The sequence below is a fragment of the Chitinophaga sp. genome, from assembly GCF_039596455.1.
GTDB lineage: Bacteria > Bacteroidota > Bacteroidia > Chitinophagales > Chitinophagaceae > Chitinophaga.
In genome coordinates this window covers 1,891,702-1,913,072 of sequence record NZ_JBCNJR010000001.1, presented here as the reverse complement: position 1 = coordinate 1,913,072, position 21,371 = coordinate 1,891,702, and the positions used below count along the sequence as shown (strand labels likewise).

Annotated in this window: 15 protein-coding genes; 6 read left to right on the top strand and 9 right to left on the bottom strand. The window is 52.4% G+C overall.

What is annotated here, in order from left to right; genetic code table 11:
• Nucleotides 1-20: 20 nt before the first annotated feature.
• Genes ABDW36_RS07830 through pdeM form a run of 3 tightly spaced genes read left to right on the top strand, consistent with a single transcriptional unit; the run spans nt 21 to nt 3,577 of the window.
• Complete coding sequence (locus ABDW36_RS07830) at nt 21-2,447, top strand: ligase-associated DNA damage response DEXH box helicase (RefSeq protein ID WP_343701327.1); 2,427 nt, start codon at nt 21-23, stop codon at nt 2,445-2,447.
• Nucleotides 2,448-2,471: 24 nt separating this feature from the next.
• Nucleotides 2,472-2,882: a DUF6157 family protein gene (locus ABDW36_RS07825; protein WP_343701326.1), complete on the top strand. Its 411-nt coding sequence runs from the start codon at nt 2,472-2,474 to the stop codon at nt 2,880-2,882.
• 44 nt (nt 2,883-2,926) lie between these two features.
• A complete protein-coding gene (gene pdeM / locus ABDW36_RS07820; protein ID WP_343701325.1) occupies nt 2,927-3,577 on the top strand; it encodes a ligase-associated DNA damage response endonuclease PdeM in 651 nt (216 codons plus the stop codon).
• A 208-nt stretch (nt 3,578-3,785) separates the two neighbouring features.
• On the opposite strand, the gene ABDW36_RS07815 is transcribed toward pdeM, so the two are convergent.
• Nucleotides 3,786-4,541: a LexA family transcriptional regulator gene (locus ABDW36_RS07815; protein ID WP_343701324.1), complete on the bottom strand. Its 756-nt coding sequence runs from the start codon at nt 4,539-4,541 to the stop codon at nt 3,786-3,788.
• 111 nt (nt 4,542-4,652) lie between these two features.
• Here ABDW36_RS07815 and ABDW36_RS07810 point away from each other — a divergent pair, with 111 nt between their 5' ends.
• Complete coding sequence (locus ABDW36_RS07810) at nt 4,653-5,114, top strand: hypothetical protein (RefSeq protein ID WP_343701323.1); 462 nt, start codon at nt 4,653-4,655, stop codon at nt 5,112-5,114.
• Nucleotides 5,115-5,194: 80 nt separating this feature from the next.
• On the opposite strand, the gene ABDW36_RS07805 is transcribed toward ABDW36_RS07810, so the two are convergent.
• A complete protein-coding gene (locus ABDW36_RS07805) occupies nt 5,195-5,869 on the bottom strand; it encodes an SdpI family protein (RefSeq protein ID WP_343701322.1) in 675 nt (224 codons plus the stop codon).
• A gap of 174 nt (nt 5,870-6,043) precedes the next feature.
• Between ABDW36_RS07805 and dinB the strand changes: the two genes are divergently transcribed.
• Nucleotides 6,044-7,294 (top strand): DNA polymerase IV, encoded by a 1,251-nt coding sequence (dinB, locus tag ABDW36_RS07800; RefSeq protein ID WP_343701321.1) that lies wholly within the window; start codon nt 6,044-6,046, stop codon nt 7,292-7,294.
• Nucleotides 7,295-7,329: 35 nt separating this feature from the next.
• On the top strand, nt 7,330-10,338 hold the full coding sequence (gene dnaE / locus ABDW36_RS07795; protein WP_343701320.1) for a DNA polymerase III subunit alpha: 3,009 nt from the start codon (nt 7,330-7,332) through the stop codon (nt 10,336-10,338).
• 69 nt (nt 10,339-10,407) lie between these two features.
• On the opposite strand, the gene ABDW36_RS07790 is transcribed toward dnaE, so the two are convergent.
• The 7 genes from ABDW36_RS07790 to ABDW36_RS07760 form a co-directional block, all read right to left on the bottom strand.
• Nucleotides 10,408-11,730, bottom strand: a complete 1,323-nt coding sequence (locus ABDW36_RS07790; RefSeq protein WP_343701319.1) for an aspartate kinase — start codon at nt 11,728-11,730, stop codon at nt 10,408-10,410.
• Nucleotides 11,731-11,757: 27 nt separating this feature from the next.
• Nucleotides 11,758-12,834, bottom strand: a complete 1,077-nt coding sequence (locus ABDW36_RS07785; RefSeq protein WP_343701318.1) for an Ldh family oxidoreductase — start codon at nt 12,832-12,834, stop codon at nt 11,758-11,760.
• A 9-nt stretch (nt 12,835-12,843) separates the two neighbouring features.
• On the bottom strand, nt 12,844-13,155 hold the full coding sequence (locus ABDW36_RS07780; protein ID WP_343701317.1) for a DUF3467 domain-containing protein: 312 nt from the start codon (nt 13,153-13,155) through the stop codon (nt 12,844-12,846).
• Between the two features lie 169 nt (nt 13,156-13,324).
• Entirely contained in the window at nt 13,325-14,767 is a 1,443-nt protein-coding gene (locus ABDW36_RS07775; protein WP_343701316.1) for a SusD/RagB family nutrient-binding outer membrane lipoprotein, read from the bottom strand.
• Nucleotides 14,768-14,825: 58 nt separating this feature from the next.
• A complete protein-coding gene (locus ABDW36_RS07770; protein WP_343701315.1) occupies nt 14,826-18,020 on the bottom strand; it encodes a SusC/RagA family TonB-linked outer membrane protein in 3,195 nt (1,064 codons plus the stop codon).
• Between the two features lie 677 nt (nt 18,021-18,697).
• Complete coding sequence (locus ABDW36_RS07765) at nt 18,698-20,617, bottom strand: hypothetical protein (protein ID WP_343701314.1); 1,920 nt, start codon at nt 20,615-20,617, stop codon at nt 18,698-18,700.
• Complete coding sequence (locus ABDW36_RS07760; protein ID WP_343701313.1) at nt 20,602-21,366, bottom strand: hypothetical protein; 765 nt, start codon at nt 21,364-21,366, stop codon at nt 20,602-20,604. Before ABDW36_RS07760 ends, ABDW36_RS07765 begins: the two co-directional genes overlap by 16 nt.
• Nucleotides 21,367-21,371: the final 5 nt, after the last annotated feature.

Sequence of the window (21,371 nt, the reverse complement as noted above, 5' to 3'; positions counted from 1 at the left end):
TTTTCCTAATTTCATTCCGCATGAAAAACACACCCGGCTGGCAAAAGATAGAACAGTGGCTGGCGGCAAAGGAACTGAAGCCGTTCGCATTCCAGGAAGAAGCATGGGAAAATTACCTCCATGGCCGCTCCGGCCTGGTGAACGCCCCTACCGGTTTTGGTAAAACATTTTCGTTGTTCCTGGCCGTGCTGATACGGTGGGTGAACGAAGGAAGCCCAAAAACCACGGGCCTGCAAATGCTGTGGGTTACCCCGCTGCGCGCGCTGGCCAAAGATATTGGCAGAGCCATGGAAGAAGCGCTGCATGAGCTGCACATTCCCTGGAAGGTGGGCATCCGCAGCGGAGATACGGCCACCAGCGAGCGCGAGCAGCAGAAACGCCGCATGCCGGAAATACTCATCATCACCCCGGAATCCATTCACATACTGCTGGCGCAAAAAGAATACGCCAAACGCTTTGAAGGCCTGCATACCGTAGTGATAGACGAATGGCACGAGCTGCTGGGCAGCAAGCGCGGCGTGCTGGTAGAGCTGGGGCTCAGCCGCCTGCGCAGCCTGCGGCCGCAATTGCAGACCTGGGGCATCTCCGCCACCATCGGCAACCTGGATGAAGCGCTGGACGTGCTCATGGGCGCCACCACCGCCAACAGGGCCATTGTACGCGCGGAAGTAAACAAGGCCATAGAGGTGCATTGCATACTGCCGGATGAAATTGAAAAATATCCCTGGGCCGGCCACCTGGGCATACGGCTGCTGCACAAAGTGCTGCCCGTTATCCAGAACAGCCGCACTACCTTGCTGTTCACCAACACCCGCGGCCAGTCGGAGATCTGGTACCAGCAGATATTAAAGGCCTACCCTGAAATGGCCGGCGTCATGGCCCTGCACCACGGCTCTATTGATGCAGAGCTGCGTATCTGGGTGGAAGAAGCGCTGCACACCGGCACCCTGAAGCTGGTGGTATGCACCTCCAGCCTTGACCTGGGCGTTGACTTCAGGCCGGTAGATACGGTGATACAGGTAGGCAGCCCCAAAGGCGTGGCCCGTTTCCTGCAGCGGGCCGGCCGCAGCGGCCACCAGCCGGACGCGGTGAGCCACATCTGGTTCCTGCCCACCCACTCCCTGGAGCTGGTGGAGGCCGCTGCCCTCAAAGACGCCATGAAAGCCAACCTCATTGAAAGCCGCATGCCGGTTGTATTGGCCTACGATGTGCTGCTCCAGTACCTCATGACGCTGGCCGTATCTGACGGCTTCAACGCCGAAGAAACATGGGCCGAAGTAAAATCTACCTTTTGCTTCCAGAGCCTGGAGCCCGAAGAATGGCAGTGGATGCTCGCTTTCATGACCACCGGCGGAGAAGCGCTCAACAGCTATGACGAGTTCCATAAACTTCACCTGGTAGGCGACCGCTATTATTGCACCAGCCGCCAGCTGGCCATGCGCCACCGCCTGCACATCGGCACCATTGTGAGCGACGCCATGCTGAAAGTGCGGTACATGACCGGCGGCTTCATTGGCCTTATTGAAGAATATTTTATTTCCCGCCTCTCTCCCGGCGACAGCTTCAGCCTCAGCGGCAATAACCTCGAGTTTGTGATGATCAAGGATATGACGGTGCTGGTGCGCAAGTCCAAATCAAAAAAAAGCATTGTACCCAGCTGGAACGGCGGCCGCATGCCGCTTTCCGCCAACCTGGGCATGATGCTGCGCCGCAAGTTCCACGAGGCCATGAACGGCATTGCGCAGGAAGAAGAGATCACCATCCTGCGGCCGCTGTTTGACCTGCAGCAAATGCTCTCGCATATTCCGCAGGAAAACGAGCTGCTGATGGAACACATCGAAACAAAAGACGGTTACCATCTTTTTGTATACCCGTTTGAAGGCAGGCTGGTGCATGAAGTGATGGCCGCCCTGCTGGCCTGGCGCATCAGCCAGCAGCATTCCATTTCGTTTTCCATTGCCATGAATGATTATGGTTTTGAGCTGCTGTCTGACCAGCCCATCCCGGTAGACGATACCAACGCCCACGAGCTGCTTTCCCCGGAAAACCTGGCCGCAGACCTGCAAAGCAGCGTAAATTCTACAGAAATGGCCCGCCGCAAGTTCAGGGATATAGCCGTGATAGCCGGCCTCATTTTCCAGGGATACCCCGGCAAACACAAGGCCAATCGCCACCTGCAATCTTCCGCTTCCCTGCTGTTCAACGTTTTCCATGACTACGACCCGCAGAACCTGTTGCTGCGCCAGGCATTCAACGAAGCCTTCTTTTACCAGATGGAAGAAGCCCGCCTGCGGGACACGCTGGAGAGAATTGCCGGGCAGCAGATAGTGATCACCTTCCCCCGGCGGCTTACGCCTTTCTGCTTCCCCATCAAGGTAGACAGCCTGCGGGAACAGCTTACCAGCGAGAAGCTGGAAGACCGCATCAAAAAAATGATCGTATGGTGAGATTTCAATAAATTTGAAGCGCATATGAAAACGACCAATTACATCAACACGTTTATTGAAGTAGCGGATGATTGTCCCGTTACCGCCGCTGAAGTACCCGGTACCCGCGGTACGGAAAAAACGGCCGCCAATATCCAGTTTGAAACGTTGATAGACCATCCCTACCAGTTCACCTCGGATGATGTATTGTTTAAAGTGTATGCGCAAAAGAACAAGATCAATGGCAGCGCGCTGGCCGCCGAGCGGGAAAAGTTCTTTTCGAAGGGGCAGCCCTGTTTCCGGGCCTCCCCGCTGACAAAGCGCTACGGCTGGGGCGTGCATGCAGATGAAAAAGGAAGAATAGCCCTGTACGCCGTGGAATCTGCCGAATATAAAAAACTGGCGAAAGACAAACGCCTGCAACACGTAAAAGCCATGCGCTCCAAACGCGGATAAAGCCGGCTGACTATTTTCGTAACTATTAATTTGCAATTGAAGACGTGGAGGATGTGACATTTGATTTCAGGGGCCATAGCTGGAAACTCTCCGCCGGCAGGGCCATTTATTGGGAGCAGGAACAGCTGCTGATAGTGGCAGACCTGCATGTGGGAAAATCCGCGCACTTCCGGAAAGCAGGCATTGCGGTGCCCGCCAATATTGTGCAGGAAGACCTTTACCGCCTGCAGCAGCTCATCACACAATACCTGCCGCAGCGCATCATTGTGGTGGGAGATATGTTCCACAGCTCCGCCAACAATGATGTACAGTATTTCAGGATATGGCGGCAACAGTTCCCGCATATTACATTTGACCTCGTAACCGGCAACCATGACATTATGGAAGCCGCCGTATATGCCGCTCTTGACATACGGCAGCATGATTTCCTGGAGGTACAGGACATTTACTTTATACATGACGCGGAAGACAAACCCGCCACGCTCACCAACAGCTATGTACTCTCCGGCCACATCCATCCCGGTGTGCGGCTGGTAGGTTACGGGCGCCAGAGCCTGCGGCTGCCCTGTTTTTATTTTGGGGAAGAGGTGGCCATACTGCCTGCTTTCAGCGGTTTTACCGGCACTTATGCCCTGGAGCGGGAAGCTGCGGCGGAGGTGTTTGTGATTGCGGAGAAGAAGGTGTTGCGGGTTTGATACGCATAAAAAAGTGCCGGAAAACATTCCGGCACCTGTCAATGGCTAACTTGGGGAGCAATGGCTGAAGGAGAGGCGAACAAACAACTCTGAACAACTGTCTGCCTTAATATAAGGCATAACATTTCCGGGGTACAAATCATAGATGAAGTTCCCTTGCATATAAAGACCTCAGGATCGCATTCTTCCGTGGTCTAAAAAGTTCCCATTAATTTTTCATTTGCTTTTTGAGCATGCTTACCTGCTCCTGCAGCTGGCTGACCATGCCTGCCAGGTGGTTGACGCTCATGCGGTGTTGCTGGCCCATTTTCTGGATAACGGCATCGGCCTGCCAGATTTCCAGCACTTCATCCATATTTACGGGGTACGGATCGTACTGGGGGTTGTCTGACACGAGGGTGACCTTGCTTTTGGAGCGGTTGCTTTTCACCACACGCTTGTACACGATGCCTTCCCGGTTGGTGACTACAATGTAGGCCTCATTGTTCCGGATATCATCCCAGCCTTCTACTTTATGGCATACTACTACAGAGCCGGAAGGGGTGGGCAACATGGAATCTCCCGCTATCTCGAAAGCGCGGTAGCTGCCTGCACCCAGCATGGGCAGGGTAAAGGTGTTCAGCTCTTCAATGAACTCATCGTCATTGAACCCGGCCAGGTAACCGGCTGCGGCCTTTACCGGCACAAACACCACGTTCTGGCGGGAGGTATTCCCCAGCTTTTGCTGGCGGCGCCTTTCCAGGAAACTCTCTTTCTGAGAGCTGAGGTCACGGCGCAACAGGTCGTCAATCGATACGCGGAACATATCACTGACCTGTTCCAGTACTTCCGTACGAGGTTCCGCACGTTCTTCTTCATACGCTCCCAGTAAAGAACGTTTGATGTTGAGACGGTCGGCAAATTCCTGCTGCGTCCAACCTTTTTGCTTGCGCAGGTATTTCAGATTACGGCAAACAGTAGACATCCCTAAATTATTTAGTACAACAATGCTAACAAAATTAGCAAATATTTTTTGTAATTACCAAATTATTCTCTTTGCAAGGCTTATTTTTGTTGTTGGACAAACTCAATTCATATGCAAACTGTACTGGGTATTCACTCCATCGTAAGATGGCTGATACTGCTCTTCGGGCTCTGGGCCGTTATTCGTGCAATCATGGGCGTTAGCGGCAAATCTGCCTACACCGCCGCAGATACCAAAGCCGGCCTCTTTTTCATGATCTTTCTAGACATCCAGTTCCTGCTGGGCATCATCCTGCTCTTCATAAGCCCCATTGCACAAACAGCCTTCAGTGATATGGGCGCGGCCATGGGCAACAAAGGCCTCCGCTTCTTCAGTGTGGAGCACACCGTGCTGGCCATTGCTGCCATAGCCCTTGTACATATTGGCCGCAGCAAGATCAAAAAGCTGGCGGATGACGGCAAAAAGCACAAGACCGCTCTCATATTTTTCGGGCTGGCGCTGGTGCTCCTGCTTGCACTCATTCCCTGGCCCGGCCGGGAAGTAATAGGCAGGGCGCTGTTCCCATCCTTCTGATATTATTTCAATACGATGTAAAAAAAGTAAGGGCCATATTGTAATATGGCCCTTACTTTTTTTATGCAGGGATGCTTGCCTTATCCCTGTGTTTTGTAAAATAAACGGTAAGAATAAATGTAAGGCAGCGCGGCCAGCGCGCCGGCCGCAAAAATGAACAGGAACACGCCGCTCACCACGGGGAGGAACATGCCTGCCACGATGATGACCAGTCCACCGTAAAGCCACAACTTTCCTGCCATATCATGCGTTTCCACCCAGATCTCGTCGCTTTTCAGCGTCCAGGGCGTACGCACGCCTACAAAATTGTTGGGTTTGAGGTGCCGCAGGTAAACCCCGATGAAAGCGATCATCAGTCCCACCCCCACAAACACCCATTTTTCCAGGAAAATTTCCCGGCCAACGCTCACCAGGTAAATGATAATGGTGGTGAAAACAGCGAGGTAGATATGAATGCGGAAACGGATGCGATAGTAGGCCCTGATGTGCTCGGGCGTATGTTCCGGGTGCTCTTCGTCTTCCTCCGGCTTGGGAATGTAGCGGAACAGCGCGTACAGTAAAAAATTGGTAAAGAACAGGAAGATCATCAGCAGCAGGAACTCGCTTTTGTCTCCCACCCTGTCCGGCACCCCGTTCAGGTTAAAATTGGTGGGGATGGTTTCCGGCAGGCTGCCCCAGATAATGCCCAGGTAGACCATGGGACCTAATAACAAGGCGAGCAACAGCAATTCTTTGACATAATCCGGATGTTTCATGAAAAAAATGTTTTAAAAGTTTTTCAATGGCCCGTGAAAGCAGGGGGGCAGATTGGATTAGTGCTATATAATACTACACCCTTCGTGCCAAAATGGTTTAAAATTTTTTATGCTAACAACTTTAGTTTTACTAATATTTTTAGTATTTTTGAAATAAAATAAATACACTGGCTTATGTTGCTGGACGGTCAAAGGACCATTGCTCATTTTGACATGGACTGTTTTTTCGTGTCCGTGGAGTGCCTGAAGGACCGGAGCCTTGTTGGCAAGCCGCTGCTGGTAGGCGGGCGGGGAGACCGGGGCGTGGTGGCGGCCTGCAGCTATGAGGCGCGCACGTTCGGCATCCACTCTGCCATGCCCATGAAGATGGCGTTGCGTTTATGTCCCCATGCCATTGTGCGCGGTGGGGACGCCGAAGAGTACAGCCGTTTTTCGGCAGAGGTAACGGGCATGATTGCGGAAGAGGCGCCTTTGTATGAAAAATCTTCCATTGATGAATTTTATCTCGATCTCACCGGGATGGACAAATATTTCGGTTCCATGAAATGGACGAGCGAGCTGAGACAAAAAATTATCCGTAAAACCCGGTTGCCTATTTCCCTGGGGCTGGCCTCCAACAAAATGGTGTCTAAAGTAGCCACCAATGAGGCCAAGCCCAATGGGCAACTATCCATTCCATTCGGGCAGGAAAAAAACTTCCTGGCGCCTATGGCCGTTGAAAAAATTCCCATGGTGGGGAAAGAAACGGCCGCGCAGTTGCGGCGGCGGGGGGTGGAAACGGTGAAAACGCTGAGCGAGATACCGGTGGGGCTCCTGGAGGCCTGGCTGGGGAAGAACGGTATTTCCCTGTGGAAAAAAGCCAACGGGATTGACGAGACGCCGGTGATTCCCTACCACGAACAGAAATCCATTTCGACGGAAAATACTTTTTCCGCTGATACCATAGACCTGCAGTTCCTGCACAGCGAGCTGGTGCGGATGACGGAAAAGATCGGCTTCGAGCTGCGGCAGCAGAACCGCCTCACCGGCTGTGTGACCGTCAAAATAAGGTACTCCGATTTTGAGACCGTTACCAAACAGGTGAGCATCCCCTACACCTCCAGTGACCATGTGCTGCTGGAGAAAGTGAAGGAGCTCTTTGAGCGGCTGTATGACAGGCGCTTGCTGGTGCGCCTGATAGGCGTGCGTTTCAGCCACCTGGTGTCCGGCAATTACCAGATCAGCCTGTTTGAGGACACACATGAAATGATCTCCCTCTACCAGGCCATAGACAGCATTAAAAGCCAGTTCGGCTGGGAGTACATCATGCGCGGCAGCAGCAGCGCGCCCAGGTTTGAGGCGGGCCTGCAGCCATTTATGAAAGATAAAAGACCGCCGGAGCGGAGCGTGGTGTTTAAACGGCGGTACCCGGGGAGCAGGGCGTGAACGGTGGAAATGATGTAAACGTATAAACAAACTGCATGTATCTCAACTGCAAAACATGGTTCAGCCTCCGCTACGGTACCATCCGTACATCGGAGCTGGTGGCACTGGCGAAAGATAACGGCATCACGTCACTGGCGCTGACCAATATCAACGCCACTACAGATGCCTGGACTTTTGTGCTGGAGTGCCAGGAAGCGGGCATCAAACCCATTCTTGGTCTGGAATGCCGGAACGGTGCGGCGTTCAGGTACGTGTTGCTGGCCCGCAATATGGAAGGCTGGCTGCATATCAACCAGTTTCTCTCCCGCCACCTGCAGCAAAATATTCCATTCCCCGATAAAGCCCCCTTCCTGCCGCATACCTATGTGATATACGGCTGGGGCGCCCGCACACCGGACAGCCTGGAGGCCCACGAGCTTGCAGGCATCCGGCCGCGGGAAATCAACAAGCTGTTCCGGTTCGATACACAAAAATATGCGCACAAACTGGTGATATTGCAACCGCTCACCTTTCAGAACGCGGAAAAACATGAGCTGCACACCGTGCTCCGCGCCATAGACAATAACCTGCTCATCAGCCAGTTACCGGCGGGGGAAGCGGCCGGCGCCGATGAATGTTTTATGCCGCCGTGGCAGTTGCTCGAACATTTTAAAGAACTGCCGCACATAGTACGGAACACGCTGCTGGTAATGGACCAATGCGAGATCTGTTTACCGCCCGGCCGGCAGCTCAATAAAAAATGTTTTACGCATAGCCGTCAGGCAGACCGTGACCTGCTGCGCGATCTCGCTTTTGAAGGCATGGAATACCGTTATGGCCTGCATCACAAAGAAGCGCGGGAGCGGGTGGAAAAAGAGCTGAACATTATTGATCATCATCAGTTCAACGCCTATTTCCTGATCACCTGGGACATTATCCGTTTTGCCAAACACCGTGGCTTCTTCCACGTGGGCCGGGGCAGCGGGGCCAATTCCATTGTTGCGTACTGCCTGGGTATCACAGATGTAGACCCCATCAGCCTCAACCTGTATTTTGAACGCTTCCTTAACCCCTACCGCAGTTCCCCGCCGGATTTTGATATTGATTTTTCCTGGCGTGACCGGGATGAGGTGACCCGTTACATCTTCGATAAATACACGCCAGACCATACAGCGCTGCTGGGCACGGTGTCTACTTTCCAGACCAATTCCATTGTGAGAGAGCTGGGCAAAGTATACGGCCTGCCCAAACGGGAGATAGATAAAATACTGGAAAACCCCTACCAGGTAACGCTGGGCGGAGACAACATACACCAGCGTATCATCCGGTTCGGTAAAATGCTGGTGGAAGACAGCCAGGGAAAGTCCAAACCCTTCCCCAACCAGCTGAGCATACACGCCGGCGGCATTCTCATCAGCGAAGCCCCCATTTTCCAGCATTGCACTACGCATATGCCGCCTAAAGGATTTCCCACCGCGCAGCTGGACATGCATATGGCCGAAGCCATCGGGCTTCATAAATTCGACATCCTCAGCCAGCGTGGCCTTGGGCACATCCGCAACACGCTGGACTATATCAGGGAGAACCGGGGTATCACTATCGAGCTCAACGATTTTCATAACCGGGAGTTTTTTATGGAAGACGAAGCTGTAAAAAACAACCTGAAAACGGTGAACACCATCGGTTGCTTTTATATAGAGTCTCCCGCCATGCGGCAATTGCTGCAGAAGCTCCGGTGTGAGGATTACCTTACGCTGGTGGCCGCCAGCTCCATTATACGCCCGGGTGTGGCGCAGGCGGGCATGATGCGGCAGTATGTATACAATTACAATCACCCCCAGGAAGTGAAGTACCTGCACCCAGTGATGGAAGAGCTGATGAAAGAAACTTTCGGGGTGATGGTGTACCAGGAAGATGTGATCAGGGTAGCGCATCACTTTGCTGATCTCGACCTGGCGGACGCAGACATCCTGCGGCGCGCCATGGCCGGCAAATACCGCGGCCACAACAATTTTGAAAAGATCAGGCAGCAATTCTTTGACAACTGCGCCCGCCTGGGCCGCGACGCTGCGGTGAGTGAGGAAGTATGGCGGCAGATATCCAGCTTCGCCAATTTTTCCTTTTCAAAGGCTCACTCCGCCAGCTTTGCCGTGGAAAGCTACCAGAGCCTTTACCTGAAAACGCATTTCCCCGCCGAGTTCATGGTGGCAGTGATCAATAATTTCGGCGGCTTCTACAACCGCGAGCTTTATTTCCGCGAACTGCAGAAAACCGGCGTCAACCTGCACCCGCCATGTATGAACAACAGCGAATATGCTACCCGTATTACCGGGAACGATGTGTATACAGGCTTTATTCATGTTGACAGCCTGGAGCAGGCGTTTATAGAACGCGTGCTCCGGGAACGCACTGCCAATGGCCCATACGCGAGCCTGGAAAACTTTACCGAACGCACCCATCCCAAACCGGAACAACTGGAAATACTGGTGCGCATCGGCGCATTCAGGTTTACCGGCCACACCAAAAAACAGCTGCTGTGGAAAAGCTCCGCATTGCTGAAATTGTCTGGCCACGAAGATGACAAACCGCGCCTTTTCCGGGAAGCATCCCGGAACTGGGATTTGCCGGCGCTCTCCTATCATCATCACGAAGACGCCTTTGACGAAATAGAATTGCTGGGCTTTCCGCTGTGCTCTCCGTTTGACATATTGCAGCACGACCAGCGGGGTTACCTGCCCGTGTCTGCCATGAAAGACCATCAGGGACAGCAGGTGAAAATGCTGGGCTATTTTGTCTGCCTCAAACACGTGTATACCAGTAAAAATGAACCGATGTGTTTCGGCACCTTCCTTGACAGTCAAGGTGACTTCCTGGACACGGTACATTTCCCGGACAGCATCCGCAAATATCCATTTATGAAAGGTGGTTTTTATATACTGGAAGGCAGGGTAACGGAAGAGTTTGGCGTGTATACGCTGGATGTGGGTTATATGCGGAAGATAGGATATTTTGAAGACCAGCCGGCGTTAAAGGCCGCAATGCAGGCGCTGGACCCTGCGCTGTAAAAGAAGAACGCCCCGCGTGAAGCGGAGCGTTCGTGATATCTTTATACGAGTGAAAAGCAGTTACCAGGCTCAATCCAGCCCGAACAACCCTTTATTGAGCAGTTGCAGGGTCTTTTCCTTGTACTGCCCGCCTACCAGAATGGAAATGTTATGACGGCTGCCACCGTAAGAGATCATTCTCAGGGGCACTTCATTCATGGCCTCAAACAGTTTTTTGAGGATGGAAGGCGTAGCCGCCACTTCGTTACCTACAATGGATACAATGGCCTGGTGATGGTCAAGCTCCACGGTGCCGAAAGGCTGCAGCTCTTTCAGTATCTGGTCAAGGTGCTTCTGATCGTCAATAGTGAGTGATACCGCCACTTCAGACGTGGTGATCATGTCAATTGGCGTGCGGTACTTTTCAAACACCTCAAATATTTTGCGCAGGAAACCGTAAGCCAGCAGCATGCGGCTGGACTTGATCTTGATGGCAATGATGCCGTCTTTGGCGGCAATGGCCTTTACACCGTTTCCGTTCGGCAATTCCGTGATGATGGTGCCTTTGGCTTCCGGCTGCATGGTATTGAGCAATTTCACGGGGATGTTGAAATGCTGCGCCGGCCAGATAGAGGCAGGGTGCAGAATTTTGGCGCCGAAGTAGGCCAGCTCTGCCGCTTCGTCGAAAGACAGCTGCTCAATGGGGAAGGTTTTTTTCACCACCCGTGGGTCATTGTTGTGCATGCCGTCAATGTCTGTCCAGATCTGGATTTCGGACGCCCTGATGGCCGCGCCGATAAGAGAAGCGGAATAATCGCTGCCGCCGCGTTTGAGGTTGTCTACCTCACCGCGCGCATTGCGGCAAATGTAACCCTGGGTGATGAAGAGGGTTTCGCCTTTATGTTTGTCTATCAGTGCGCTCAGCTTCACCTTCATGCGGGGAATTTCAGGCTCCTCAAACTCGTCTATGCTCATGAAGTCCAGCGCCGGCAGCAACACGGCCTTTATACCGGCATCCTCCAGGTGGACGCAGAACAGTTTGGTAGAGAGCAGCTCTCCCTGCGCCAGGATGTCTTTGTTCAGCGCTTCGTTGAAAGATATTTTCAGGATAATGTTCAGAAACTCAAAATGTTCGTCTACGATCTCTTTGGCTTTTTCGCGGGCGGCCTCTCCCTTCACCAGCTCATTGCAGAAGCTGCGGTAATGGGTTTCCAGTTTGTCTATCTGCTGTTTGGCCTGCTCTTTTTTACCGTCAAGCAGTGACTGGCTGATTTCCACGAGGGCGTTAGTGGTACCAGACAAGGCAGACAATACCACTATTTTGGCATCGGTATCTGCGGTGATCAACTTCGCTACGGCATGCATACGCTCAGGTTTACCCACTGAGGTCCCGCCAAATTTCAAGACTTTCATTTGTAGTTAAGGTATAATATGTATTACTTAAAAATCGATTTTAAACTTCATGGCTATTTCTCCCAGGTCCTTTACTACCGGCCCTAAAAGGGGAATGCCCGTTTTTCTCCTTTCCGCTTCCATTTCCCGCTCCGGGTCTCCCGGTATCAGTACTTTTTCCTGCCCGCTTACCGTGGCGGCGCTTCTGAAGCGGCCTATCCACTTGTCCATATGCTCCTTGAACTCGTCTGCCGGACGGAACGCATCTACGCGCATAGCGCCGAAAAAGTGGCCCAGGCCTTTGCCCACCGGGTCTGGCGGCAGCGGCAGAAAACTTACGAACGGCGGCGCCCAGGGGCCGTAATTGGCGCCTGAAAACACGGCCGAAAATATATCAACTATTGCACCCAGGCAATACCCTTTATGACTTCCATGCTCACGGTCTCCGCCAAGCGGCAGCAAAGCCCCGCCGCTTTTCAGCTCATTGGGGTTAGTGCTGGGCGTGCCGCTTTTGTCCTGGATCCAGCCCAGCGGCGCCTCCTGCTCCTTGCGTTGCAGAATTTCCAGCTTGCCGTTGGCGGCCGTAGTAGTGGCAAAATCAGCTACAAAAGCGGGCTGGCTGCCGGCGGGGATGGCCACGGCAATGGGATTGGTGCCCAGCATGCGTTCCGTAGCAAAGGTGGGCGCAACCAGCGGGCTGGCGTTGGTCATGGCCATGCCTATCATATCCTGCTCCAGGGGCATCATGGCGTGGTAGCCGGCTATGCCGAAGTGGTTGGAATTGCGTACGCTCACCCAGCCGGTGCCGGCGTTGCGGGCTTTATCCATGGCCACTTGCATGGCAAAGGGCGCCACCACCAGGCCCAGGCCGCTATCTCCGTCAACAACGGCCGTGCTGGGCGTTTCGTGCACCACCTGTATATTGGGCCGGGCATTGATACGCCCTGCCTCCCACAGCCGCACGTACCCTGAAAGCCGCGCCACGCCGTGGGAATCTATGCCCCGGAGGTCTGCAGATAATAATACAGTGGTAGCCAGGCTGGCCTGGTCTGCCGGGCAGCCCATCTTTATAAAAACATCCTGTGTAAATGCGTGCAGGTGCTCGTAAGGAAAAACTTGCTCCATTCTGTTCAATTATGCCTGCGCGGTAGGGCCTCCGAAGTTCATGGGAATGGAAACCGGCTCCTGGTCCTGGATGGTGCCGTGAGCGGATTCATATTTTTTAATGTTATCTACGAGCGCCTTCATCAGGCGTTTGGCATGCTGCGGCGTAAGAATAATGCGCGATTTTACCTTGGCCTTCGGCAGGCCGGGCATCACATTAATAAAATCAACCACAAACTCAGAAGGAGAATGCGTAATAATTGCCAGGTTGGCGTATGTTCCGTCTGCAATTTCTTCACTCAGCTCAATATTGAGCTGCTGTTGCTCTTCTTGTTTTTCCATTATGTGTGGATTAATGTGGTACAAAAATATAAAAAGCCTGCTGAATGCCACGAAAAAAAGGCCGGCCCCGGAAGAGGCCGACCTTTGACATTGTAGCCGGGTGACTTCAAAATCTAAATCATGCTATAAAAAAGCCACAACAGGCTAAAGTCGCGGTAAGGATGACAGTTCAGGGTTTATCCCACCAGAGGCGGGTAGACAGTTCGTCCGGGCCCTGCGCGGCAAGGGCCGCATCATAATTGGCCTTATTCAGGTCCCGCTCTGTACCAATGTAGCATTGGCGGCGGGGAATCTGCTTGTCCACATTCACGGCATCAGGCGCAGGAGACAGCACAGGGTAGCCGGTGCGGCGCCATTCTGCCCAGGCCTCGTAGCCGTTGCCAAGATAGAAGTTGATCCATTTCTGGGTCATGATGCGTTCCAGTTTCTGGTCAAAGGTTTGCGCAGGCTGCAAAAGCACCACCGGCAGGGCCTGGTAAGTGGCAATCTCAACGTCTGTAGCAACGGCGCCGGCCAGCTTTTTCCATTTCCTGATAGACGCATCTATGCCTTTATTGTACCAGGCAATCACTTCAGCATCGCCTCCCGGGACCCATCCGCGCAATGCCGCTTCAGCCATGGTAAAGCACATCTGGGCGTAGGAGGTCAATACCGCGGGAAAAGCCTGGGCTGCCGGCGTAGTACCAATAAGGCTGTACTCGTCGGTTTGATATTGAACATTTCTCCCATATGGCACCCCCTTAAATGTTCCGGGCGCCAACTTGGGTGCACGGGCCATGATGGGCAAACGGGGGTCAGAAAGCGCAGTCAGCTTGTTTATGAACGTTTCACTTACGCCATAGTCGTAGCGGCTACGGTAGTTGGTATACCAGGGACTTTCAAATGCCTGCTGCGCCAGGTAGGCGTAAGCGGCATCGTCATCAGAACTGGTCATGATGCCAGCCGCAACAGCTTCCTGGAAAGCAGCTTTGCCGGCCTCAGCATCTTCTGTTTTAACAATACGCATGGCTGCTATGGCCCTCAGTGAATTGCCCCATCTTTTCCAGCGCTGAAAATTACCGTCGAAAAGCGGGTCATTGGGCATAGCCCGTGTAATCTGCGCCGGCGCCTCTTTCAATTCTTTCAGCAAATCGGCATAAATGGCTTTTTGCTGATCAAATGCGGGCTGCAACTGTTCTATCCCTTTCAATGCATCAGAATAGGGAATGGCTCCCCATCTGTCTGTCATATGCATCATAAGGAATGCACGCAATATCCTGGCATGGCCCAGCTGGTTATCGTTAGGGCCGTTATCCGTTACTGCTTTCGTGTCTTTCGTAGCCGGGTCGGTATTGAGCTGGATCATACGGGTGAGGTCCATTAACGGGCCGGCGTAAATTCCATTATAGCTGTATTCCCGGTTAAAATAACGGGATTCATTGTTATAGATGAATTCTCCCAGATGCTGTACGTACAATACGCCGCCCGCGGCATTGGTAACGCCGGCGAGACCTAACACGGAGCTGCCGAACAGGAACTTGGTGCTGGGCTCCGCGGGAGTATTCGGGTTCACGTTCATGTTCCCAAAATCCTTCTTGCAGGAAACGGCGGATGTAAGCATTAATCCAAGCATCACCGCCGATGTTATATATTTAAACCTGATCTGTTTCATTTCTTCTGCGGTTTAGATATTAGAAATTAACTTTTACATTAAAGCCGATTGACCGTGTACCGGGCAGCTGGCCGCCCTCAATCCAGGAGGATTCCAGTTCTGAGGGGTCAAGGCCTTTGGCTTTTGAATAAATGAGCCAGAGGTTCTGACCTATCACTGCCACGTTAATACCTTTAATAGGCGTTCTGTTAAAGATCTTTGCCGGCAGGGAGTATCCGAAAGACAGTTCACGAAGTTTAACATAAGAAGCATCATACGTCCAGTTCTCCCACATAGAGAACAGATAAGATTCATAGAGATCTTTGGTATCAGCGTAGGCCTCATTCTGCTTACCGGTGTTGGCATTGATAGCATCCAGCTTGATGCCGCCGCCATCTTCCACAGGGTCACGTTTGGGAATGCCTTTATCGTTATTCCCTACGGTTTCTATGCCCAGGCCAGACCCGGCGTTGAACATCTTGGAGATAGATACAAAGCGGCCGCCCTTCTGGAAGTCAAGTGAGAAGTTCAGGTAAAAGTTTTTGTACGTTAAACCGGATGCAAGACCACCGGTCCAGTCTGGCGTTACATAACCCAGTTCCACCTGGTTCTTCATCAGGGGATACCCATCGTCATCTACCAGTATTTTACCGGTTGCTTCATCCCGCTCAAAGCCTCCTCCCAATATCTGGCCGTAAGATTTACCCTTGGTGGCGTTCAGGGAAACACGGGGAGAGCCTACAAACCCGAAAGAAAGAGCGGAACCGTCCAGCGCTACCTGCAGGTTGTCTACACCAGGCGCTATGGAAATGATCTTGTTCTTCATGAACGCAAAATTGATATCAACGTCCCAATTCCAGTCCTTGCTTTTCAGGGGGCTTGCGCCGATGGTGAATTCCCATCCCTTGTTTTCCATTTCACCGGCGTTGATCAGGCGGCTGCCGTAACCAGATGAACTGGGCACGGTTACGTTCACGATCTGGTCTTTGTTGTTGCGGTAAAAGTAGTTTACATCCAGGCGGGCCCTGTTATTTGCAAATTGCAGCTCCGTACCCACCTCATAGCTGGTAGACATGGCAGGGCGCAGCTCATCATTTGGCCTTGTATCAGGCACATTCTGCCGGGAATACACCACAGTGCTTGTAGCCCCGGAAGGAGATACAATAGGTTTGCTGTAGTTGGTGCCAAGCGGGAATGTTTCAAACAAACCATAAGGATCGGTATCTGTACCCAGGCGGGCTACAGATGCGCGCACCTTACCAAAGCTCAGGAAGTTTTTGTTCTCAAATAATTGCGTGAAAACAAAAGAACCTGACAAGCTGCCGTACACGTAAGAGTTGTTATCTGCGGGCAAGGTGGAAGACACATCGTTCCGCAAAGACCCGTCAAGGAACACCATATCGCGGTAGCCAACGGAGGCGTACCCGAACAAGCTGTTGATCTGCCGGTTCTGAACAAAATTGCTGGTCACTTTTTCATTCAGCGAGTTGCTGACATTGTATACGTTGGGCACAATGAAGCCGCCCGCGGTTTGAGAGGAAACCTGATTGCGTTTGCGTTTGTTGATCTCACCCCAGATACCTGCCCTGACAGAAAAGTCGTTCACGTTCTTTTCATATTCCAGGCTGCCCAGGAAGGCCGTTTCCGTGCGTTTGTCCTGGTTGGTGCCATAGAACGCGGGGTTCAGCGTAAAGGAGGCCACGCGGTTATCTGCGTTCTCGTTGATGAATGTTCCGCGTGTGATCACCTGGGCCTTGAACCCGTCCAGGAAGCTGTACGCCAGGGTTGCATGGCCGAAAATGGTCTGTTCCCAGTTGTTGCTCACATTTTCATACGCTTCAGTGTAAGGGTTGTCCCAATATTTCACTGCAGGATTGGTAGGCCCGGTGATGTTCCAGCTGCGGAAGCTGCCGTCAGGGCGTTTGTAGTACTGTTTGAGCTTGTCTGTTTCGAGGTTACGGTGAAACCACTGGTTGAAAGAGCCGGTTGTTTGCGTGCTGTACCCTTCCCGCGGTACATTGAAAAGATATTCATACACGTAGTTGATGCCGGTAGATACTACCAGCCTGTCTGTCAGGTTAAGTGAGCCGGTGTAGGTGAGCCAGTTCTTTTGTTGTTTGGAATTGGGGATCACGCCGGTACGGGTAAGATTGGTAAAGGAAAAGCGGTTGCTGTACCCTTCGCCGCTTTTGGCAAAAGAAGCGGTGGTGTTGTTGGCAATGCCCGTTTCAAAAAAGTCTCGCACGTTATTGGGGTGCGCTACAAAGGGCTTCTGTTTGCCGAAGTCTTCCGGGCTCACTGTTTTGTCCCACGCGTACCAGGGAGCATGCATAGTACCATCCATGCGGGGGCCCCAGCTTTCATCCACCTCATAGTTGTAGTACTTGGCTCCGTCCAGCACTTGCAAAGCCGGATCGTGCGAGGCCGGGTTGAATACAAAGGTGCGCCAGCTCTGTGAGCTACCGCCACCGTATTCATTCTGGTATTCCGGCAGCACGTATACCCTTTCGAAAGTAGTGGTGTGGTTCAGCGTAACACCAATACCGGAGCCGCTTGATTTTTTGGTAGAGATCACCACGGCGCCCTCAGAAGCACGCTGGCCGTACAATGCAGTGGCAGCGGGGCCTTTCAGTACGGTGAGCGAAGCTACATCGTCAGGGTTGATAGCGGTGGAAGGAGTAATTACCCCATCTACCACATAAATAGGATTACCGCCGGTGAGGTTGTTTACCCCGCGAAGGCGGATAGTAGTAGTACCAAACTTGGCGCCGGAGCCGCCGCGTAGCTGCACGCCGGCCACTTTACCCGCAATAGCGGTGTTGAGGTCTGCCTGTTTGGTTTGGGTGATTTTGTCTGCCTTGATTTCCTGCACGGCGTAGCCCAGTGATTTTTTTGCGCGGTTCATACCAAGCGCTGTTACTACTACTTCCTGCAGGCTTTTGGAATCTGAGGCCAGCGTTACGTTGACAGACGTCTGGCTTCCCAGGGGAATTTCCTGTTGGGTGAACCCAACACTTCTGATAATGATTACAACATTGTCTCCGGAAACGGTGAGGTTGAAATTGCCTTGTTGGTCAGCAGTGGTTCCCGATGTTGTGCCTTTAATCTGTATGGTGGCAAAAGGAATTGGAGCGCCGTCGTCTCCTACCACCTTACCTGTCACCTTGCGCTGCTGTGCATACGCAAGGCTGACACTCACCATAAGCATGGTGATGAACAGTAAAGCTTGTTTCATAAAAGAAAGATTCAGATTTTGGATGATGAACTTTTAATTCTAAAAATTGGCGGAAATGAAAAAATACATGAGCAGATTTAAGTCATAGCGATTTAGATTTTGTTTAATTGATATAGTGGTTGACGCAATTTTTATTATTGAAACTGAAGCTAGGTGATGCAGGTATCCAGATGTTGCTCAAATTGATACAGAGATTGACACGATGTTTTTGTCATATAGGTTTTACGGTTAGTTTGTACACAGGTATCCCGTGATTAAAAACTGTTTTCTAATCCAAATCCGGGTTATGGTAATAAAGTAGTGTCTAGGTAATAGAATGGCAGTCTTTACCGTCGGTTGATGAAACGTTTAGATGCTCTGGATCTTTTTCTCGGTTTAAATTTTGGCTTTAGTTTTTCTGAAATACTCTAAAAAGTTTTTGACTTCTTTTTCTCCCTTCAGTCAGTATCAAATTTTGGATGATATTTCTAAGATAGTGTATTTTTTATTTTCAAAAATGCGCCGGTTAAAAGTTTGTTAAAAAATCTTACAAGATAACTTTATAATCAAATGAATATCAACTAGATAAGATTATCACATTATTTTAAAAAATATTTATTCCCACTTCACCCATTTCGCAGTGAGGGCATTTTTTCACATTGTCTGCGCAGTTTCGCAGTCTTTTTTGCTGAGGCCCGCTATAAATCACAACGCCATTGCACCTGAACCGAACTGACACCCGGCGTCAGCTGCCAGCGGCACCATAGTGTAACAGCCCGGCCAATACGCCGCTGGGCCTGTACCTGCAGCCCCCAGCCACTGCCGGAATAACGGGCCAGTGAATTATCTCCCGGAAATCCCTGTCCGGCAAGAAACACTGCTTTTTTCTCCGCTGTTTCATACCAGGTGTATCCTGCACTGAAACGCCACTGCTCCCAGCGGGCTTCCCATTGCTGATGTACCAGCCACGCAGCAGCACTGGCCTGCATGCGGCACTTCCACTGAAGACACTTTGTTATCACCGGCAGGCTCATCTGGCAACGTATCAATTGTTCAACATTGGCGGGTAGTGTATCTGTTGAGGCTTTGCGTTTATAGTAATACCGCAGGGTGAGAGTTGTGAGCTTGTCGGGTTGCCAGGTACACATCACCAAAGCATCATGCCCTTCAGACGGCGCATTAATGCGATACCGCAGCCAGGGGAAGCGGAATACGTCAGCATAGGCCGCTATCAGCCAGCGGCTGCCCCATCGTGCCTGCAGCCCTGTATAAAATCCGGATTCATTACCTGCAGCGGCGTTCTCCCCAAGCGCATCTGCATAAAACGCCTGGTAACCGGGCGTTTCATGACGGTATACAAAAGCCGCATCCACTCCGCGGGAAAGCGTAGCCAACAGTCCCTGTAAAACAGCATACTGCCTGTTTTTATCCACCGCCGCCTCACCAAAAAAATGCAGGTTGCGCCAGCCCCACGCATAATCAACCCCTGCGTTCAGGAAGTTACGCCCGTCAGCGCCATACAGCCGGTACGGCGCATCCCCTTTCACAAAAGGCCTAGAAAACCGGTGAGCCAGCACATTCAAGGCAGCATGCCCATGTGGCAGCCATCTTTTGTATACGGCGCCGACAGTGTATTGCAGCATGCTCCCGCGCTTGCCTGCTTCGGCAGCCGTGCGGTGGTAGCCACCGGTGGTAAGTGAGCCGCTGCTGTCTGCCGCATCCAGCGCGCGGCGGGAAAGGAATGCCGTCCACTCGCTGCGGCGGTCCTTTACTGTAATGCCCGCTCCACGGTAGAAATAAAATTCTCCCGCGGAAGCATAAGGCCGAAGCACTTCTCCTTCGCGCTTCACCTGCATTACCTGCCCGCTTTTACCGAATGAAAGGCCGTGCCACTGAATAAGCCCTTGCCCCATGTTGACAGTATAATCTCCCAGCGCCAACGCCTTGATGTTGCCTCTGCGCAGAAAAAGGTGGGCGCCATAGTGATCAAATCCCTGTTTTTGTGCTCCACTGAAAAACTGCTCTCCTGCATCTTTTTCCATTACCACGCCCCAACTCATGTATGGGGAAAACTGGTAGCGGTACCGCAGCATCACCTTGTCAACGCTGCCGTTATATTTGTTCTCTTCCACTTCCTGTAATGGCCGCTGATAGCGCAACAACACTGTATGTTTTCCCTTCGTCCAATAATCTTTCAGGGTATAAGCCGGCTCCAGGCCTGTACCTGCACGTACATAAGGCAGCAAAGAACGGATGAGCGGAAGGTCGAAGCCGGGTACCGCCTGCAACTCGTACAGGCTGATCAAAGGGCCCAGCAGTTGCCGGTATGCCAGGAACTGTTGTACCTGCAAACCGGAAAGCAACCCCAACGTGTACAGTGCCGCTTCGTCGGCCGTATTCAGGTTGAGCCGCCTGCCGGCCAGCGCTTCTCTTTGCTGCAACGCCTCATCGTTCTCCAGCCGTGCCTGCTCTTCCTCCGGCAGCTGCTCCAGTTCCGCTTCGTAGGGTGGCTCGTGCTGGTTCTCTTCCTGCGGTATTTCCTGCCCGGCAGCCTTCAATGTACCCCACAGCAACAACGCTACCGCCATGGCATGCAGCCTGCTTACTCTTTTTCCCATACCAACATAATACCCGGTGTAATGCCCAGCAGCGAATGATAGCTGCCTGTAACCCCTATCTGCAGCCGCCCTGCCCTGAAAGCCGCACCGGCAAACTGCGTGGCGGGAGCGGCGGAAAAACCGGCCAGCAGCCATATGGCGCCGGCCGGCCTGTAGAGGCACTGTACCCTCATAAACACCGGCCATTGTGCCTCTTTCCGCCACTCACCTTCCAGCCGTAAACCGGCGGAAGGCATGTAGCTCACCCAGGCCGTATACACGCCATAGCGTTTGCCCGGCCCCCACAGGTGCAGGCTTAGACCGGCTTCCTTTGTCAGTTGCCATGCCAGTCCCAGCTCTGCATCCATACCATAAGTGCCATAATCCAGGAAAACCGCGGCCCGTAGCCGGCTGCCCAGCGGCAAGGCATAACCCAAACCTGCCAGTTGCTCACGATATAACGGGTAGCCCAATTGCCATAGCTTGAAACCCAAAACACCGGCGGCCAGCGGTATACCTAACGCCATCGAATACACGTTCAGTTCTTTCAGGAGGAAACGCCGCTCAGTATACAAGCCAGCCGCCAAATGCTGCATGTCTGCGAGAGCACCGGGATTGCGGAACACCTGCATAACAGGAGAAAAACTGCTGGCCGGGAACACCGGTGGCTGCACGCTCTGGGAAGAGGCAACCGGGAAATTTCTGACGGCATAAACCTGCGGAAAATACATGCTGAATTGCATGCCCAATAAACAAACAAGGAATTTCATATGCG

Coding starts and splice junctions, on each gene's coding strand:
- ABDW36_RS07830 (WP_343701327.1), top strand. CDS start 21: ATGAAAAACACACCCGGCTGGCAAAAGATAGAACAGTGGCTGGCGGCA.
- ABDW36_RS07825 (WP_343701326.1), top strand. CDS start 2,472: ATGAAAACGACCAATTACATCAACACGTTTATTGAAGTAGCGGATGAT.
- ABDW36_RS07815 (WP_343701324.1), bottom strand. CDS start 4,541: ATGTCTACTGTTTGCCGTAATCTGAAATACCTGCGCAAGCAAAAAGGT.
- ABDW36_RS07810 (WP_343701323.1), top strand. CDS start 4,653: ATGCAAACTGTACTGGGTATTCACTCCATCGTAAGATGGCTGATACTG.
- ABDW36_RS07805 (WP_343701322.1), bottom strand. CDS start 5,869: ATGAAACATCCGGATTATGTCAAAGAATTGCTGTTGCTCGCCTTGTTA.
- dinB (WP_343701321.1), top strand. CDS start 6,044: ATGTTGCTGGACGGTCAAAGGACCATTGCTCATTTTGACATGGACTGT.
- dnaE (WP_343701320.1), top strand. CDS start 7,330: ATGTATCTCAACTGCAAAACATGGTTCAGCCTCCGCTACGGTACCATC.
- ABDW36_RS07790 (WP_343701319.1), bottom strand. CDS start 11,730: ATGAAAGTCTTGAAATTTGGCGGGACCTCAGTGGGTAAACCTGAGCGT.
- ABDW36_RS07785 (WP_343701318.1), bottom strand. CDS start 12,834: ATGGAGCAAGTTTTTCCTTACGAGCACCTGCACGCATTTACACAGGAT.
- ABDW36_RS07780 (WP_343701317.1), bottom strand. CDS start 13,155: ATGGAAAAACAAGAAGAGCAACAGCAGCTCAATATTGAGCTGAGTGAA.
- ABDW36_RS07775 (WP_343701316.1), bottom strand. CDS start 14,767: ATGCTTGGATTAATGCTTACATCCGCCGTTTCCTGCAAGAAGGATTTT.
- ABDW36_RS07770 (WP_343701315.1), bottom strand. CDS start 18,020: ATGAAACAAGCTTTACTGTTCATCACCATGCTTATGGTGAGTGTCAGC.
- ABDW36_RS07765 (WP_343701314.1), bottom strand. CDS start 20,617: ATGGGAAAAAGAGTAAGCAGGCTGCATGCCATGGCGGTAGCGTTGTTG.
- ABDW36_RS07760 (WP_343701313.1), bottom strand. CDS start 21,366: ATGAAATTCCTTGTTTGTTTATTGGGCATGCAATTCAGCATGTATTTT.